This is a genomic window from Rubritepida flocculans DSM 14296 (genome assembly GCF_000425365.1).
Classification (GTDB): Bacteria; Pseudomonadota; Alphaproteobacteria; order Acetobacterales; family Acetobacteraceae; genus Roseococcus; species Roseococcus flocculans.
Genome location: NZ_AUDH01000002.1, coordinates 80,622 through 96,859 on the forward strand (window position 1 = coordinate 80,622; position 16,238 = coordinate 96,859).

Consider the following 16,238-nt stretch of genomic DNA (forward strand, 5'->3'; position numbering starts at 1 on the left):
CCGCGCCGCACGGCTGCGCGCGACGGAAGGCGGCCGCTGGCATGATACGGGAGGAGACGAGGATGATCGCACGCCGCGCGGCGCTGATGCTGCTGGCCACCCCCGCCCTGGCGCGGGCGCAGGCCTTTCCCGCCAGGCCGCTGCGGCTGGTCATCCCCTTCACCGCCGGCGGCTCGAACGACATCGTGGGCCGCATCGTCGCCGAGGGCATGGCCGCGCGGCTCGGCCAGCCCATGGTGGTGGAGAACCGCGGCGGCGCGGGCGGCATACTGGGCAATGACATCGTGGCGAAGGCGCCGCCCGACGGGCACACGCTGCTGCTCGCGGGCAGCGGCAGCTTCACCATCTCGAGCCTCGTGCACCCGCGCATCCCCTATGATCCGGTGAACGGCTTCGCCGCCATCGGCTACATGGGGGCCGCGCCCAACGTCATCGCCATCGATCCGCGCGTGCCGGTGCGCAACCTCGCCGAGCTGCGGGAGTTCGGCCGCGCGGCCCAGCCGCCGATGACCTTCGCCTCGCCCGGCGCGGGCACCACGGCGCATGCGCTGGGCGCGATGATCGCCCTCACCCTCGGCTTCGAGATCGTGTTCATCCACTACCGCGGCACCGCGCCGGCGCTGACCGACGTGGTGGCCGGGCGCGTGCAGATGATCACCAACGCCGCCGCCCCCTTCCTGCCCTTCCTGCAGGCCGGCACGCTGCGCGCGCTGGCGGTGGCGGGGCGGCAGCGCGCCTCCATCCTGCCCGATCTCTCCACCTCCTTCGAGCAGGGCTTTCCGGAGCTGGACAGCGCCACCTGGTACGGGCTGCTCGCGCCCGCGGGCACGCCGCCCGAGGCCATCCAGCGGCTGCACGCCGCGCTCAACGCCACGCTGGAGGACCCGGCGGTGCGCCCGCGCCTGGCGGAGAACGGGGTGGAGGTGGAAACCAGCCCCAGCCCCGCCGATTTCGCCCGCTTCCTCGTCACCGAGCGCGAGCGCTGGGGCGCCATCGTGCGCCGCGCCAACCTGCGCGTGGAGTAGCGCCCCCCGACCGTATTGCGCGCAGGGTTGGTCTGGCGGCTGCGCGCCAACCCGGCGTGCGCGATACGTCCGGCGTTGCCGCCGGCCGTATCAAATGTGCAGCGCGCGCCCCTCGACGGCCAGCGCCGCCTCCTTCACCACCTCGCTCAGCGTGGGGTGCGCGTGGCAGGTGCGCGCCACATCCTCGGCCGAGGCGCCGAACTCCATGGCGAGCGCGATCTCCGCGATCAGCGTGCCCGCATCGGGGCCGATGATGTGCGCGCCCAGCACGCGGTCGGTCCTCGCATCGGCGAGGATCTTCACGAAGCCGTCCAGCTCGCCCATCGCGCGGGCGCGGCCATTGGCCATGAAGGGGAATTTGCCGGCCTTGTAGGCCACGCCGCGTTCCTTGAGCTGCTCCTCCGTCGCGCCCACCGCGGCCACCTCGGGCCAGGTGTAGATCACGCTCGGCACCGTGTCGTAGTTGAGGTGCGGCTTCTGCCCGGCGAGCTGCTCGGCCAGCGCCACGCCCTCCTCCTCGGCCTTGTGCGCCAGCATGGGCCCCGCGATCGCGTCGCCGATGGCCCAGATGCCGGGCACGCTGGTGGCGAAATGCGCGTCGGTGCGGATGCGGCCGCGCTCGTCCAGCGCGACGCCGACCGCCTCCAGCCCCAGCCCCTCGGTGTAGGGGCGCCGGCCGATGGCGAGCAGCACCACATCGGCGCGCAGCGTCTCCCGCGCGCCGCCGGCCGCGGGCTCGAGGGTGAGATCGACGCCCGTCGCGTCGGCCTTGGCGGAGGTGACCTTCGTGCCCAGACGGAAGCGCATGCCCTGCTTGGCCAGGATCCGCTCGAACTGCTTGCGGATTTCGCCGTCCATGCCGGGCAGGATGGCGTCGAGATACTCGACCACCGTGACCTCCGCGCCCAGGCGCCGCCAGACGCTGCCGAGCTCGAGGCCGATCACCCCGCCGCCGATCACGACGAGGTGCCCGGGCACCTGCGCGAGCTCCAGCGCGCCGGTGGAGGTGACGATGCGCTTCTCGTCCACCTCCACGCCGCGCAGCGGGATGCTCTCGCTGCCGGTGGCGATGACGATGTGCTTCGCCGCGTATTCCTTGCCCTCGACGCTGACCTTGCCCGGCGCGGTGATGGCGCCCGCGCCCTTGAGCCAGGTGACCTTGTTCTTGCGGAACAGGAACTCCACGCCCTTCACGTTGGCGCCCACCACCTCGGCCTTGCGCGCCTGCATCCGCGCGAGGTCGAGCGAGACGGGGCCGACATTCACCCCGTGCTCGGCCAGCTTGTGCTTCGCCTCCTCGAAATGCTCGGAGGATTGCAGCAGCGCCTTGGAGGGGATGCAGCCCACATTGAGGCAGGTGCCGCCCAGCGTGGCGCGCTTCTCCACGCAGGCCACCTTCATGCCGAGCTGCGCGGCGCGGATGGCGCACACATAGCCGCCGGGGCCCGCCCCGATCACGATGACGTCGAAACTCTCGGACATGACTCTGGCCTCGCCTCAACCGGGGCGGGAAAATCGCCCGGCCCGGGCCGCAAGGCAAGCTCAGCCCCAGGCGCGGCGGGCGGCCTCCAGCATCACCTCGATCTTCCGCCACTGTGCGGTCTCGGAGAGCGCATTGCCCCCGATGCCGGAGGCGAAGCCGCATTGCGGCGAGAGGGCGAGCTGGGCAGGGTCGAGGAAGCGGCTCGCCTCCTCGATGCGGCGCAGCAGGGCGTCCACCTCCTCCACCTCGCCCGACTTGGTGGTGATGAGGCCGAGCACCACCATCACCCCCTTGGGCACGAAGCGCAGCGGCGCGAAGCCGCCGGCGCGCTCCGTGTCGTATTCCAGCAGCAGCCGGTCGAAGCGCAGCCCGCCGAAGACGGCCTCGGCGATGGCGTCGTAATGCCCCTCGCGGTGCCACATGCTGGCGCGGTTGCCGCGGCAGATGTGAAGCCCCGTGACGACATGGGCGGGCAGCCCCGCGATCACCGCGTTGTCGGCCGCGATGGCGCGCTCGAGGTTGGCGAGAGGGTTCTCGCCGCGCGCCTGCATCCGCGCGAGGGTGGCGGGGTCCACATAGCCGGTGAAGCTCGGCTCATCGAGCTGCAGATAGGCGCAGCCCGCGGTCGCGAGCTCCTGCGCCATCGCCTGCTGGATGGCGACGACATCGGCGAGGAAGGCGTCGCGGTCCGCGTAATGGGGCGCGGAGCCCGCGATGTCGCACATCTGCGCCACGCGGTCGGGGCCCATCAGCGTGATCTTGGCGGGCAGGGGGCTGTGGGCGGTGACGAAGCGCAGCTCCTCGAGCGGGAAGCTGCGGCGCAGCCGGAGCCGGCCGGTGGCGGGCGTCTGGAAGGAGAGCACCGCGTCCTCGCCCTTCGCGCCCGGGGTCTCGCCGGCGTAGATGTTGTCGGGCGCGGCGAGGAAGCTGCGCCAGGTGCCGGGCCAGAGATCCCAGCCCTCCACCTCCGAAAAGCTCACCTGCCAGTTGAGGCGGCGATACTCGCCATCCGTCACGAAGGGCAGGCCGATGGCCTGCTGCTTCGCCAGCAGCGCGCGGATCGCCGCGTCCTGCGCGGCGCGCAGGCCGTCGGCGTCCAGCACGCCCTTCGCGTGGCGCAGGAAGGCGGCCTTGAGATCCTCGGGGCGCAGGAAGCTGCCCACCTGGTCCACGCGCATGCCGCGCAGCGGGTTCGTCTCCATGCGCCCAGGCTGGCGCGGACGCGGCCGGCTGTCCATCGCGCCGCTTGGCAAAGCCGCGCGCCCCGGTCCAACATCGCCGGCGACGGCGCCGCAAGACGCGCCCGCAACGGTTCCGGAGGACGATCCATGGCGCATGACGCCGCGCGGCTGACGCGCCGCAGCACCCTGGCGCTGGGCGGCGCCGCCCTCGCGAGCCCCGCTCTGGCGCAGGGCCGTTTCCCCGAGCGGCCGATCCGCCTCATCATTCCCTGGCCGCCCGGCGGCAGCGCGGATGTGCAGATGCGCAGCCTCGCCGAGGTCGCGGTGCGCACCCTCGGCCAGCCGGTGGTGACGGAGAACCGCGCCGGCGCGGGCGGCACGCTGCACGCCGTCCACCTCGCGCGCGAGGCGCGGCCCGACGGCTACACGCTCGGGCAGATGCACCTCTCCATCATCCGCCGCCCCTTCCTCGTCCGCACCCCGCAATGGGACGCGACGACGGACTTCACGCACATCATCGGCCTGACGGGCTGGCTGTTCGGCGTGGCGGTGCGCGCCGACAGCCCCTTCCAGAGCTTCCCCGAGCTCATCGCCCATGCGCGGCGCAACCCGGGCGCGCTGACCTACGCGACCTCGGGCATCGCCACCACGAACCACCTCGCCATGGAGGACATCGCGGCGCGCGAGCGCGTCGAGTTCACCCATGTGCCCTTCCGCGGCGCCACCGAGGGCATCACCGCCGTACTCGGCGGCCAGGTGAGCATGATCGCCGACAGCAGCGCCTGGGCGCCCGCGGTCGAGGCCGGGCAGATGCGCCTGCTCTGCGTCTGGAGCGCCGAGCGCGCGGCGCGCTTCCCCAATGTGCCGACGCTGCGCGAGCTCGGCTACGACATCGTCGTGACGAGCAACTACGGCATCAGCGGCCCGCCGCGCATGGACCCGGGCGTGGTGCGCATCCTGCACGACGCCTTCCACGCCGCGCTGATGAGCGAGGAGAACACGCGCGTGCGCGCGCAGTTCGACATGCCGCTCGTCTATCTCAACACCGAGCAGTACCAGCAGTTCGTCGTGCAGCGCGCCGCCTGGGAGCGCGACATGGTCAACCGCCTCGGCATCCGCATGGAGTGAGAGACCGCTTGAAGACACTGGCGGGTCGGCCGCGCGGGTCTTTTCCGCCCCTGCGGCGTTGCCGGACTGGCCGATGCCACCCGCATCGGCGGCGTCCGGCGCCTGGCAGGGACGAAAAATCCCTCGCGCCGCCTCCGCCGCCAGCATCCTCAAACGGTCTCTGACGCGGGCGGCCGGGGCGGCCGCTAGGAGGGAGGAGACGAGAATGAACAGCACACGCCGCGCCCTTCTGGGCGCCATGGCGCTCGCGCCGCTCGCCGCGCCGGCCAGCGCGCAGGGGCGTTACCCGAACCGCCCCATCCGCTTCCTCATCCCCTGGCCGCCCGGCGGTTCGCTCGACGCGCTGCACCGCAACGTGTTCGAGATCATGTCGCGCGATCTCGGCCAGAACGTGGTGGTGGAGAACATGCCCGGCGCGCGCGGCACCCGCGCCGCCGTGTTCCTGGTGCAGCAGGCGCGGCCCGACGGCTACACGCTGGCGCACCACCACCTCTCCATCCTGCGCCACCCCTTCCTGACGCGGCAGCAGACCTGGGATCCCATCGCCGACTTCACCTACATCATGCAGGTCTCGGGCTTCGTGTTCGGCACGGTGGTGCACCGCGACAGCCCCTATCGCAGCTTCGCGGAGCTGATCGCGGAGGCGAAGCGGCGGCCGGGGCAGCTCACCTACTCCACCTCCGGCATCGCGACGACCAACCACATCGCCATGGAGGACCTCCTGGCGCGCGAGGGTGCGCGGATGGAGCACATCCCGACGCGCGGCGCGCAGGAGGGCGTCACCATGCTGCTCGGCCGGCAGATCGACGTGATCGCCGACGCCCAGGCCTGGCGGCCGCAGGTGGAGAACGGGGACTTCCGCCTGCTCTCGGTCTGGACGCGCACGCGGCTGCCCTCCTTCCCGGATGCGCCGACGCTGCACGATCTCGGCTACGGCATGACCGTCACCTCGCCCTACGGCGTGGCGGGGCCGAAGGGGCTGCCGGCGGAGGTGGTGCAGATCTTCCACGACAGCTTCCGCAAGGCGATGCTGGACGAGACGAGCCAGGCCATCATCCGCCGCTGGGAGATGCCCGACGAGTATCTCGGCCCGCAGGCCTATCTCGAGTTCGCGCGCGAGCGCGTGGCCTATGAGCGCGAGATGGTGCGGCGGCTGAACCTCAGCATCGACTGACACGGCCGGCGGGCGCGCCGGACGTATCTGCGTGCCGGTCTGGCGGACGGCCGCGCGCCCGAAAGAAAGGGCGCGCCGGAGCGATCCGGCGCGCCCCTGCCTCGGGCCTCTCTCCCTGGCTCAGCGCCGCATGCGGACGTGGCGCAGCTCCAGGTCCTCGGCGGCGCGCATGGTGAAGTCGGCCACCGTGTCGCGCACCGCGAAGATCTGCGGCTCCTGGTGCAGCGGGATCATCGGCACCAGCTCGCGGAAGCGCGTCCAGTAGCGCGCCGCCAGCTCCTGCCGCCGCGGGTCGTCGAGGTTGAGGGTGCCGATCTCGGCGGCCAGGCGATCCATCTCCGCGTCGCGGAAGCGGCCCCAGTTGAAGCTGCCCTCGCCCAGCAGCTCGCGCGCGGGGTTGGTGATGTCGAAGTTCCCCGGCGTCCAGCCCAGCAGGTAGAACTGGTACTCGCCCGCCGCGCCGCGCTGCAGGAAGCGGCCGAAGGGCATGGCGTCCAGCCGGGCCTGGATGCCCGCGCGCTGCAGCATGGCGGTGGCCGCCTGGCAGATCGCCTCGTCGTTGATGTAGCGGTTGTTGGGGCAGTTCAGCGTCAGGCGGAAGCCGTTGGGATAGCCCGCCTCCGCGAGCAGCCGCCGCGCGGCGTCGAGGTCGAAGGGCAGGCGGTCGTTCAGCGCCGCCACATGGCCCGTCACCGCCGGCGCGATGGGCAGGCCCGAGGCGGTGGTGGAGCCGCGCAGCACCACGCGGGTGATCGTGTTCATGTCGATGGCGTGATAGAGCGCGCGCCGCACCCGCACGTCGCGCAGCGGGTTGGGGCGGCCGGGCTCGTCCAGGCTCTCCTCGCGCGCCACGTCCATGGCGAGGTAGATGGTGCGCGCCGTGGGGCCCTGCACGAGGCGCACGCCCTGGGCCTGCTGCACCTGCGGCACGTTCTGCAGCGGCACATGATACATCACGTCCAGCTCGCGCGAGAGGAGCGCGGCGAGGCGCGTCGGCGCCGAGGCGATGGGCCGGAACACCGCGCGGGTGATGCCGTGCTGCATCTCCGCCGCCGCCCAGTAGTTCGGGTTGGGCACGAGCACGGTGCGCTCGTCCGCCACCCGCTCCACCACGCGGAAGGGGCCGGTGCCGTTGGCGTTGAGCTGCGGGAAGGCGGTGGTCGCTCCCGGCTGGCCGGCGCGCGCCACGGCCATGGCGTTGTTCGCCTCCACCCAGGGGCGGGACATGATGAAGAACAGCGCCAGATCCTGCAGCAGGATGGGGTTGGGCGCGCGCGTGTCCATCTCCACCGTGTGGTCGTCGATGGCGCGCACCGCGACCACGGACTGCAGCGTATAGGCCATGTCGTTCTGGCGCACCCGCTCGGCGGACATCACCACATCGGCGGCGGTGAAGGGCTCGCCGTTGTGGAAGCGCACGTTGCGGCGCAGATGGAAGCGCCAGGTGGTGGGCGAGACGCGCTCCCACCGCTCGGCCAGGGCGGGGCGGAGCGAGCCGTCCGGCTGGCGCTTCACCAGCGGCTCATAGACGTTCTCCTTCATCGTGTTCGTCACGCCGTGGTTGTTGGCGTGCGGATCGAGGCCGAGGATGTCGTTCGCCGTGGCCCAGGTGAAGGTCGTGGCGCCGGCCGGCAGGGCGGCGAGCGCCGCGCCGAAGATGCCGGCCAGCAGGGTGGCGCGCAGCGTGGCGCGGCCCGCGGTGTTCCGCATGGAGGCTCTCCCAGATGAAGGTGGCGAAAGATGCCGGCCCGCCCCCCTTCCGTCCAGGGGGGAGCGGCGGCACCTTCGCGGCATGATCATCCTCGAGAACGCGACCCTGATCGACGTGCTGGCCGGCGAGCCCCGCCCCGGCACCCATGTCCTCATCGAAGGGGACACCATCCGGGAGGTGAGCGCGCGGCCCATCGCCAGCGCCGCCGCCCAGCGGCTCGACCTGCGCGGCCGCACCCTGCTGCCCGGGCTGATCGACGCGCATGTGCATGTGGTGGCCACCACGGCGAACCTCGCGCAGAACGCGCTGCTGCCCGATGCGCTGATCGCCCATCGCGCGGCCGGGATCATGCGCGAGATGCTGCACCGCGGCTTCACCACGGTGCGCGACCTGGGCGGCGCCACGCTCGGCCTGCGCCTCGCCTGGGAAGAAGGCCTGTTCGAGGGCCCGCGCCTCGTGCTCTGCGGCAAGGCGCTCTCGCAGACCGGCGGGCACAGCGATTTCCGCGGCCGGCACGACACGCGCGGCACGGGTTTCTTCGAGGCGCGGCTCGGCATGCTGGGCCGCATCGTGGACGGCGAGGCGGAGGTGCGCCGCGCCTGCCGCGAGGAGATCAAGGCCGGCGCCGACTACATCAAGGTGATGGCCAATGGCGGCGTCGCCTCGCCGGTGGACCCCATCGCCTTCCTCGGCTTCAGCGAGGGCGAGCTGCGCGCGGCGGTGGAGGAGGCGCGCATGGCGCAGACCTACGTGGCCGCGCATCTCTACACCGACGAGGCGATCTCCCGCGCCGTGCGCTGCGGGGTTCTGAGCCTCGAGCACTGCAACCTCATCACCGAGGAGACGGCGCGCGTCGCGGCGGCGGCGGGCTGCATCGCCTGCCCCACCCTCGTCACCTACGAGGCGCTGAAGGAGGAGGGCGCCGCGCTCGGCCTCGGGCCGGAGAGCGTCGCGAAGATCGACACGGTGCGCGTGGCCGGCCTGCACTCGCTCGAGGTGATGAGCCGCGCGGGGCTGACGATGGCCTTCGGCACGGATCTGCTGGGCCCGATGCACCGCCACCAGTCGGAGGAGTTCGTGATCCGCCGCCGCGTGCTGCCGGCGATGGAGGTGATCCGCTCCGCCACCCTCTACGCGGCGAAGCTGCTCAGGATGGAGGGGAGGATCGGCGTGGTGGCCGAGGGCGCCTTCGCCGATCTCGTGGTGGTGGAGGGCGACCCGCTGCAGGACATGGCGCTGCTGACGCATCAGGGCGCGCACATGCCGCTCATCATGCAGGGCGGGCGCGCGGTGAAGAACGCGCTGCGCTGAACCCGCCCGCTCAGCGCCGCCGGAAGCGCTCCACCGCGGCGACCAGGGCGGTGCGGATGCCGGGCTCCAGCGCGGAATGCCCGGCGTCGGGCACGATGGTCAGCCGCGCGCGCGGCCAGGCGGCGGCGAGTTCGAAGGCCGTCTCGCCGGGGCAGACCATGTCGTAGCGGCCCTGGATGATCTCGGCGGGGATGTGCGCCACGCGGTCCATGTGCGCGAGCAGCCCGCCCTCGGGCAGGAAGAGCCGGTGCGCGAAGTAGTGCGCCTCGATGCGCGCGAGGCCGAGCGCCGTGCGGTCCTGCGCGAAGGAGGCCACCGTCTCGGGCGAGGGCAGCAGCGTGGAGCAGGAGCCCTCGTAATGGCTCCAGGCGCGCGCGGCGGGCAGGTGCACGGCGGGGTCGGGGTCGGTCAGGCGGCGGAGATAGGCGCTGAGCAGATCGTGGCGCTCCTCGGGCGCCACATGCTCGGCGAAGGCGGCCCAGGCGTCGGGGAAGAAGCGGCGCAGCCCGTAGAGGAACCACTCCACCTCCGCGTCGCGGCCGAGGAAGACGCCGCGCAGCACGCAGCCCGTCACCCGCTCGGGATGCGCCTGGGCGTAGGCGAGCGCGAGGGTGGAACCCCAGGAACCGCCGAAGAGCAGCCAGCGCTCCACGCCGAGGAAGCGGCGCAGCGTCTCGATGTCCTCCACCAGATGCGGGGTGGTGTTGGCGTGCAGCTCGCCCAAGGGGCGGGAACGGCCCGCGCCGCGCTGGTCGAAGACGACGAGCCGCCAGTGCGTGGGGTCGAAGAAGCGGCGGTGCACCGCGCCCGCCCCCGCGCCCGGCCCGCCATGCAGGAACAGAACGGGCTGGCCGCGCGGGTTGCCCACCTGCTCCCAGTACATCACATGGCCGTCGCCCAGCGGCAGCAGGCCGGTCTCGAAGGGGGCGATGTCGGGGAAGAGGTCGCCGCGGGGCATGGCTCTTTATCAGACGCCCGGGGGTGCGGGGCAACGGTTTCGCGCGCTTTCCCCCTTCGCCTCGCGGGGGTTCGGCCCTACCTTGCGGCAATGGCTCAACAGCGTCCGGGAGCATCCGCGGCCCCCACGGCGCCCGCCGGCGTGATCTGCGCCGTGTGCGGGACGGAAAGCCGCCAGATCCTGTTCCGGCCCAGCGCGCCGGAGCAGGCGCCCGACCTCGACCTGCGCCCCGGCCAGCCGCTGCGCGCCACCATGGGGCGCTGGCTGCAGCAATGCCCGAATTGCGGCTATGCCGCGCCCGACATCAGCGAGGCCCACCCGGCCGCCGCGCAGGCCGTGGCGGCGGCGAATTTCCGCGCCCTGCTGAATGAGGCCTCGCACCCGCCGCTGGCGCGGCGCTTCCTCGCCTGGGCGCTGGTGCTCGAGGAGACGGGCGCGCTGCATGCCGCCGCCGAAGCGACGCTCCAGGCCGCCTGGACGGCCGATGACCTGGGCCGGCCCGAGCTCGCCCGCGCCTTCCGCCTCGACGCGGTGGCGCTCTGGCGCAGCGGCCCCCCGCTCGACGCCGAGCAGACGGTTCGGGTGGTGGACGCGCTGCGCCGCGCCGAGGAGTGGGAGGACGCGGCCAACACCGCCCGCGCCCTGCTGCGCGAGAACCCGCCCGAGGCGGTGGCGCAGGTGCTGGCCCTCGAGCTGCGGCTGATCGAGGCGCGGGATGCGGCGCGGCACAGCGTCGCCTCCGCCCTGCCGCCGCCGGCGCGCCGCCCGCATGTCTCGCACCAGGGCAGCGTGCGGCGGGGCGAGGGGTTGCTGGGCTGGCTGCGGCGCCTGTTCCGCCGCTGAACCTCGCCGCGCTGCGGGCCCGGCAGGCGGCGCTGGCCGCGCGGGTGATCCGCGCCGATGCGCTGGGGCCGGTGCGGCGCATCGCGGGGGTGGATGTCTCGGCCTCCCGCTTCGATCCCGCCCGGCGCGTCCATGCGGCCGCCGTGCTGCTCGAGTGGCCCTCGCTGGCCCTGCTGGCGCGGGCGGGGGCGAGCCTGCCCGCACCGCTGCCCTACATCCCCGGCCTGCTCGGCTTCCGCGAGGCGCCGGCGGTGATGGAGGCCCTGGCGCGCCTGCCCGAACGGCCCGACCTGCTGATGGTGGACGGGCAGGGCATCGCGCATCCGCGGCGCTGCGGCCTGGCCGCGCATCTGGGCGTGCTGCTCGATCTGCCGAGCATCGGGGTCGCGAAATCCCGCCTCATCGGCGCGCCGGAGGGGCCGCTCGGGGCCGCGCCCGGCGCCTGGGTGCGGCTTCTGGACGGCGGCGAGGTGGTGGGCGCGCTGCTGCGCTCCCGCGCGCGGGCGAACCCGCTGCTCGTTTCGATCGGGCATAGCGTCTCGCTGGAGACGGCGCTCGGCTGGGTGCGCGCCACGCTGCGCCGGCACCGCCTGCCCGAGCCCACGCGCCTCGCCCATGCGGCAGCCGCCATGGTGCGGCGCGGCGAGGCGCTGTAGGCTCCGCGCCATGCAGAGACTCTGGATCTCCGCCGCCGGCCTCTTCGGCGCGGCCGCCGTGGTGCTCTCCGCGCTGGCGGCGCATGCCGATCTCGCGGCGCGCGGCATGGTGCAGAACGTGGCGATGATCCTGGGCTGGCACGCGCCGGCGCTGCTCGCCCTCGCGCTGTGGAACCGGCGCGGCGGGGATGCGGCGGCGGCGCTGCTGCTGGCGGGGGGCGTGCTGTTCTCGGGCGCGGTGCTGCTGCGCGCCTTCGCCGATGTCTCGCTCGGCCCCGTCGCGCCCATCGGCGGCTTCCTGATGATCGCGGGCTGGCTCTGGCTGGCGCTGGCGGCGTGGAGGCGGTGATCCGCGCGGCCTATCTGGCCGATGCGGGCTATGAGGAGGCGCTGGCGGAGGAGTTGCGGCGCTCGGGCCGCGGCATCGCGCGCTGGCACGGGCTGCTCGCCCTCTCGCCCGACCCGCCCGCCCCCGCCGCCTGGGCGCTGGAGGTGTGGGATTCGCCGCGCGGGATTCCCGCCCCCTCCATCAAGGCGGCGGCGGATGCGCTGCGCGCCATCCAGCGCAACTGGAGCCTGGTTCCCGGCGCGCACCACCGCCGCGCCGCGCTGATCGAGGCGCGGCTGCCGCCGGTCAAGGCGCGGCCGCTCGTCTTTCCCGAGCCGCCGCCCGCCTCGCATCTGGGGGGCTGGGCGCTGCTGGAGCCGGAGCTGATCCTGGCCTCGCCGACCAAATCCTCGCCCTTTCCGGGCGGCGTCGTGCGCTTCGTGGAGGACCGCGAGGGCCCGCCCTCCCGCGCCTATCTCAAGCTCTGGGAGGCGCTGACGCGGCTCGGCCGCCATCCGCAGCCGGGGGAGCGCTGCCTCGACCTCGGCGCCTCCCCGGGCGGCTGGAGCTGGGCGCTGGCGCGGCTCGGCGCGCGGGTGCGGGCGGTGGACAAGGCGCCGCTCGATCCGCGCGTGCTGGCCATGCCGGGCGTGGAATGGGTGCAGGAGAGCGCCTTCGCCCTCTCGCCCGAGCCGGTGGAGTGGCTGTTCAGCGACGTGATCTGCTACCCCGCGCGGCTGCTGGCGCTGGTGCGGCGCTGGCTGCCCGTGGCGCGCAACCTCGTCTGCACCGTGAAGTTCCAGGGCCCGACGGACCACGACATCGCCGCGGAGTTCGCGGCGATCCCGGGTGCGGCGGTGTTCCACGGCGCGCACAACAAGCATGAGCTGACCTTCGCGCGGCTCGCCCTATAGGCTCGCCTGCGCCGCCTCGATGCGCGCCTCCAGCGCGGGCAGGAGTTCCCCGCGCGGCAGGCCGGGCGGGATGGGCGGCAGCACGCGCAGCAGGATTTCGCCCGGGCGCTTGAGGAAGCTGCGCCGGCCCCAGACGCGGCCGCTGTTCGTCGCCACGGGGATCACCGGCAGGCCGGTGGCCTGGGCCAGCGCCACCACGCCGGGCTGATAGGGCGCGCGCGCGCCGGGGGCCACGCGCGTGCCCTCGGGGAAGATGACGATCTGCCGGCCCTCGGCCGCCGCCGCGCGGGCCTCGTGCAGCATGCCGCGCAGCGCCTTCGCCCCGCCCTGGCGGTCCACGCCGATCATGCCGGCATGGCGCGCGTGCCAGCCCCAGACGGGGATGCGGAACAGCTCGGCCTTCAGCACATAGACGGCATCCGGCAGCAGGGTGAACCAGACGATGGTGTCGAAGGCCGACTGGTGCTTGGCCGCGATCAGCGCGGGGCCCTGCGCGGGCAGATGCTCGCGCCCCTCCACGCGCAGCCGCACGCCGCAGATCGCACGCAGCAGCGCCACCACGGCCCTTGCCCAGAGCCGCACCACCGCGAGCGTCCAGCGCCGCGGCGCCGCCAGCAGCGGCAGGAAGACGAGGCAGGCGAGCGCGGTGAGGCCGAAGAAGGCCGCGTTGAACAGCAGCGAGCGCAGCAGCAGCATCAGATGGCCACGCGCACGCCGAGCTCCACCACGCGGTCGGAGGGGATCTTGAAGAACTCGGTGGCCGGCACCGAGTTGCGGCTGAGCAGCGTGAACAGCCATTGCTGCCAGCGCGCCATGCGCGGCACGGCGGCCGCCACGATGGTCTCGCGGCCGAGGAAATAGCTGGCCTGCATCGCCTCGTAGGCGATCAGCCCGGCGGCGGCGAGGCGCTCCAGCTCGCGCGGGATGTTGGGGCTTTCCTGGAAGCCGTAGCGCAGCAGCACGCGGTGGATGCCGGGGGCGAGCTCCGTCACCTCCGCGCGCCGCTCGGGGCCGACCTGGGGGATGTCCTCGCCCAGCACGGTGACGAACAGCACGCGCTCGTGCAGCACCTTGTTGTGCTTGAGGTTGTGCAGCAGCGCGCCGGGCAGGTAGTCGGCCTGGCCGGTCATGAAGACGGCGATGCCCGGCACCCGCGTGGTGCGCGACTGCGGCAGCCGCGCGAGGAAGGACTTGAGCGGCAGGCTGTCCTGCCGGAAGCGGGCGAAGAGCAGGGTGCGCCCGCGCCACCAGGTGAACATCAGCGTGAAGGCCGCGGCGCCGATGATCACGGGCACATAGCCGCCCTCGGGGATCTTCAGCGCGGTCGAGACGAAATAGGCCGCATCCAGCAGCAGCAGCGGCGCGAAAACGAGCGCCACCAGCGCCCGGCTCCAGCCGAACTGCCGGCGGAACACCAGCAGCGCGAGGAAGGAGGTGCACAGGAAGGTGCCCGTGACCGCGAGCCCGTAGGCGGCGGCCAGGCTGTCGCTGTCCTTGAACTCCAGCACCAGGATGATCACGCCGATGAGCAGGGCGAAGTTCACCTGGGGCATGTAGATCTGCCCCTCCTCCGTCGCGCTGGTGTGGCGCACCACGAGGCGCGGCGAGAAGCCGAGCTGCACGCATTGCCGCGCGATGGAATAGGCGCCCGAGATCATCGCCTGGCTCGCGATGATCGTCGCCGCGGTGGCGAGCGCGACGAGGAAGGGCCGGAACCAGTCGGGCGAGAGCAGGTAGAAGGGGTTCTCGATGGCCTCCGGCTCGCGCAGCAGCAGCGCGCCCTGGCCGAAATAGTTGAGCGCGAGCGCCGGCAGCACGAAGAACACCCAGGCGACGCGGATCGGGCGGCGGCCGAAATGCCCCATGTCGGCATAGAGCGCCTCGGCCCCCGTCACCGCCAGCACCACCGCGCCCATCGCGATGAAGGCGGCGAGGTGGTAGTGCGCGCAGAAGACCGCCGCGTGCCAGGGGTTGAGGGCGAGGAACACCTCCGGGTTGCGCAGCGTCTCGAGGAGGCCGAGCACCGCGAGGGTGCCGAACCACAGGGCGCAGACCGGCCCGAACACCCAGCCCATGCTGCCCGTGCCGCGATACTGCACGAGGAAGAGCGCGAGCAGCACGATCAGGGTGAGCGGGATCACCGCGCCCTCGAACACCGGGTCGATGACCTTCAGCCCCTCGACGGCCGAGAGCACCGAGATGGCCGGGGTGATCATGCCATCGCCGAAGAAGAGCGCCGCGCCGGTGATGCCGAGGACGGCGATGGTCAGCCGCCCGCGCTCGGTCTGCGCCGTGCGCTGGGCGAGCGCCATCAGCGCCATGATCCCGCCCTCGCCGCGGTTGTCGGCGCGCAGGATGAACAGCACGTATTTCACCGTGACCGTCAGCATCAGCGCCCAGAAGATGAGCGAGAGGATGCCGAGGATCTCCCAGCGCTCGATGCCCCCCTCGGTGAAATGGGAGAGCGCGGCGCGCAGCGCGTAGAGGGGCGAGGTGCCGATGTCGCCATACACCACGCCCAGCACGCCGAAGAGCGAGGCGGCGGTGAGCCTGCCCGAGGCGCCACCCGGTCCGGACACGTCAGCACTCCATGCGAGAGAGGCGCGCGGAGCTAGCCCCGCGCGCCGCGCCATTCAAACCATCGGGCCGCATGGCTGCCTTGCGCCCGCGCAAGCCCGTCCGGTCAATGCCCGCGCAGGATCTGGCTGAGGAAGAGCTGCAGCCGCTCGGTCTTCGGGTTGCCGAAGATCTCCTGCGGCGTGCCCTGCTCCACGATCTCGCCGCGGTCCATGAACACCACGCGGTCCGCCACCTGGCGGGCGAAGCCCATCTCGTGGGTGACGCAGATCATGGTCATCCCCGTGGCGGCGAGCTCCACCATGGTGTCCAGCACCTCCTTGATCATCTCGGGGTCCAGGGCGGAGGTGGGCTCGTCGAACAGCATGATCTTCGGCTGCATGCAGAGCGCGCGGGCGATGGCCACGCGCTGCTGCTGCCCGCCCGAGAGCTGCCCCGGATACTTGTGCGCCTGTTCGGGGATGCGCACGCGGGTGAGGTACTCCATGGCGAGCTCCTCGGCCTGCTTCTTGGGCATCTTGCGCACCCAGATGGGCGCCAGCGTGCAGTTCTCGAGGATGGTGAGGTGCGGGAAGAGGTTGAAGGACTGGAACACCATGCCGACCTCGCGGCGGATGGCGTCCAGGCTGCGCAGATCGTCCGTCAGCTCGATGCCGTCCACGACGATGCGCCCCTCCTGGTGCTCCTCCAGGCGGTTGATGCAGCGGATCAGGGTGGATTTGCCCGAGCCCGAGGGGCCGCAGACCACCACCCGCTCGCCGGTGGCGACCTGCATGGACACGTCGCGCAGCACATGCAGCGCGCCGAACCATTTGTTCACGCGCTCGAGCAGGATGGCGGGCGGCGCGTCGGCGCGCACCGAGGAGGCGAGGGTTTCGGCGGCGGACATGGCTTCGGTCGGCTCCCGAGCGAAAGAGTGAAACGGCCCCTGTGCTTGGCGTCCGCCGGT

General features: G+C 72.7%; 15 protein-coding genes. 8 read left to right on the forward strand and 7 right to left on the reverse strand.

What is annotated here, in order from left to right; all coding sequences use genetic code 11:
• Positions 1–62: 62 nt before the first annotated feature.
• On the forward strand, positions 63–1,025 hold the full coding sequence (locus tag H596_RS0102900; protein ID WP_037299802.1) for a Bug family tripartite tricarboxylate transporter substrate binding protein: 963 nt from the start codon (positions 63–65) through the stop codon (positions 1,023–1,025).
• 90 nt (positions 1,026–1,115) lie between these two features.
• Here H596_RS0102900 and lpdA read toward each other — a convergent pair whose 3' ends face one another.
• Entirely contained in the window at positions 1,116–2,507 is a 1,392-nt protein-coding gene (lpdA, locus tag H596_RS0102905; protein WP_027283624.1) for a dihydrolipoyl dehydrogenase, read from the reverse strand.
• A gap of 60 nt (positions 2,508–2,567) precedes the next feature.
• Positions 2,568–3,710: a uroporphyrinogen decarboxylase/cobalamine-independent methonine synthase family protein gene (locus H596_RS0102910; RefSeq protein WP_027283625.1), complete on the reverse strand. Its 1,143-nt coding sequence runs from the start codon at positions 3,708–3,710 to the stop codon at positions 2,568–2,570.
• 126 nt (positions 3,711–3,836) lie between these two features.
• On the opposite strand from H596_RS0102910, the gene H596_RS0102915 reads away from it, so the two are divergent.
• Both H596_RS0102915 and H596_RS0102920 read left to right on the forward strand, forming a co-directional pair.
• Positions 3,837–4,817, forward strand: a complete 981-nt coding sequence (locus H596_RS0102915; RefSeq protein ID WP_027283626.1) for a tripartite tricarboxylate transporter substrate binding protein — start codon at positions 3,837–3,839, stop codon at positions 4,815–4,817.
• 205 nt (positions 4,818–5,022) lie between these two features.
• Positions 5,023–5,991: a tripartite tricarboxylate transporter substrate binding protein gene (locus H596_RS0102920; RefSeq protein ID WP_027283627.1), complete on the forward strand. Its 969-nt coding sequence runs from the start codon at positions 5,023–5,025 to the stop codon at positions 5,989–5,991.
• A 120-nt stretch (positions 5,992–6,111) separates the two neighbouring features.
• Here the strand turns inward: H596_RS0102920 and H596_RS0102925 are convergent, their stop codons facing one another.
• Positions 6,112–7,701, reverse strand: a complete 1,590-nt coding sequence (locus tag H596_RS0102925) for an ABC transporter substrate-binding protein (protein WP_051212284.1) — start codon at positions 7,699–7,701, stop codon at positions 6,112–6,114.
• A gap of 82 nt (positions 7,702–7,783) precedes the next feature.
• Between H596_RS0102925 and H596_RS0102930 the strand changes: the two genes are divergently transcribed.
• A complete protein-coding gene (locus H596_RS0102930; RefSeq protein WP_027283629.1) occupies positions 7,784–9,013 on the forward strand; it encodes a metal-dependent hydrolase family protein in 1,230 nt (409 codons plus the stop codon).
• Positions 9,014–9,023: 10 nt separating this feature from the next.
• On the opposite strand, the gene pip is transcribed toward H596_RS0102930, so the two are convergent.
• On the reverse strand, positions 9,024–9,971 hold the full coding sequence (gene pip, locus H596_RS0102935; RefSeq protein ID WP_027283630.1) for a prolyl aminopeptidase: 948 nt from the start codon (positions 9,969–9,971) through the stop codon (positions 9,024–9,026).
• Between the two features lie 141 nt (positions 9,972–10,112).
• Here pip and H596_RS19795 point away from each other — a divergent pair, with 141 nt between their 5' ends.
• The 4 genes from H596_RS19795 to H596_RS0102955 are packed head-to-tail and all read left to right on the forward strand — an operon-like array spanning position 10,113 to position 12,712.
• Positions 10,113–10,814 (forward strand): hypothetical protein, encoded by a 702-nt coding sequence (locus H596_RS19795; RefSeq protein WP_245583940.1) that lies wholly within the window; start codon positions 10,113–10,115, stop codon positions 10,812–10,814.
• Between the two features lie 11 nt (positions 10,815–10,825).
• A complete protein-coding gene (gene nfi / locus H596_RS0102945; RefSeq protein WP_281168363.1) occupies positions 10,826–11,470 on the forward strand; it encodes a deoxyribonuclease V in 645 nt (214 codons plus the stop codon).
• A 10-nt stretch (positions 11,471–11,480) separates the two neighbouring features.
• On the forward strand, positions 11,481–11,819 hold the full coding sequence (locus H596_RS0102950) for a DUF423 domain-containing protein (protein WP_027283631.1): 339 nt from the start codon (positions 11,481–11,483) through the stop codon (positions 11,817–11,819).
• Positions 11,816–12,712 carry an SAM-dependent methyltransferase gene (locus tag H596_RS0102955; protein ID WP_084602563.1) on the forward strand — a complete coding sequence of 299 codons (897 nt, stop codon included), beginning with the start codon at positions 11,816–11,818 and terminating at the stop codon, positions 12,710–12,712. The genes H596_RS0102950 and H596_RS0102955 overlap by 4 nt, the downstream gene beginning before the upstream one ends.
• On the opposite strand, the gene H596_RS0102960 is transcribed toward H596_RS0102955, so the two are convergent.
• The 3 genes from H596_RS0102960 to H596_RS0102970 form a co-directional block, all read right to left on the reverse strand.
• A complete protein-coding gene (locus H596_RS0102960; protein WP_027283633.1) occupies positions 12,707–13,408 on the reverse strand; it encodes a lysophospholipid acyltransferase family protein in 702 nt (233 codons plus the stop codon). The genes H596_RS0102955 and H596_RS0102960 overlap by 6 nt on opposite strands.
• Positions 13,408–15,291, reverse strand: a complete 1,884-nt coding sequence (locus tag H596_RS0102965) for a potassium transporter Kup (protein ID WP_245583942.1) — start codon at positions 15,289–15,291, stop codon at positions 13,408–13,410. Before H596_RS0102965 ends, H596_RS0102960 begins: the two co-directional genes overlap by 1 nt.
• 104 nt (positions 15,292–15,395) lie before the next feature.
• The gene (locus H596_RS0102970; protein WP_027283635.1) at positions 15,396–16,178 is read right to left on the reverse strand and encodes an amino acid ABC transporter ATP-binding protein; all 783 of its coding nucleotides are present in this window, start codon (positions 16,176–16,178) and stop codon (positions 15,396–15,398) included.
• Between the last annotated feature and the right edge of the window lie 60 nt (positions 16,179–16,238).

Bases quoted from the DNA above. Each gene is read 5' to 3' on its own strand.
- H596_RS0102900 (WP_037299802.1), top strand. From the start codon at position 63: ATGATCGCACGCCGCGCGGCGCTGATGCTGCTGGCCACCCCCGCCCTG.
- lpdA (WP_027283624.1), bottom strand. From the start codon at position 2,507: ATGTCCGAGAGTTTCGACGTCATCGTGATCGGGGCGGGCCCCGGCGGC.
- H596_RS0102910 (WP_027283625.1), bottom strand. From the start codon at position 3,710: ATGGAGACGAACCCGCTGCGCGGCATGCGCGTGGACCAGGTGGGCAGC.
- H596_RS0102915 (WP_027283626.1), top strand. From the start codon at position 3,837: ATGGCGCATGACGCCGCGCGGCTGACGCGCCGCAGCACCCTGGCGCTG.
- H596_RS0102920 (WP_027283627.1), top strand. From the start codon at position 5,023: ATGAACAGCACACGCCGCGCCCTTCTGGGCGCCATGGCGCTCGCGCCG.
- H596_RS0102925 (WP_051212284.1), bottom strand. From the start codon at position 7,701: ATGCGGAACACCGCGGGCCGCGCCACGCTGCGCGCCACCCTGCTGGCC.
- H596_RS0102930 (WP_027283629.1), top strand. From the start codon at position 7,784: ATGATCATCCTCGAGAACGCGACCCTGATCGACGTGCTGGCCGGCGAG.
- pip (WP_027283630.1), bottom strand. From the start codon at position 9,971: ATGCCCCGCGGCGACCTCTTCCCCGACATCGCCCCCTTCGAGACCGGC.
- H596_RS0102950 (WP_027283631.1), top strand. From the start codon at position 11,481: ATGCAGAGACTCTGGATCTCCGCCGCCGGCCTCTTCGGCGCGGCCGCC.
- H596_RS0102960 (WP_027283633.1), bottom strand. From the start codon at position 13,408: ATGCTGCTGCTGCGCTCGCTGCTGTTCAACGCGGCCTTCTTCGGCCTC.
- H596_RS0102970 (WP_027283635.1), bottom strand. From the start codon at position 16,178: ATGTCCGCCGCCGAAACCCTCGCCTCCTCGGTGCGCGCCGACGCGCCG.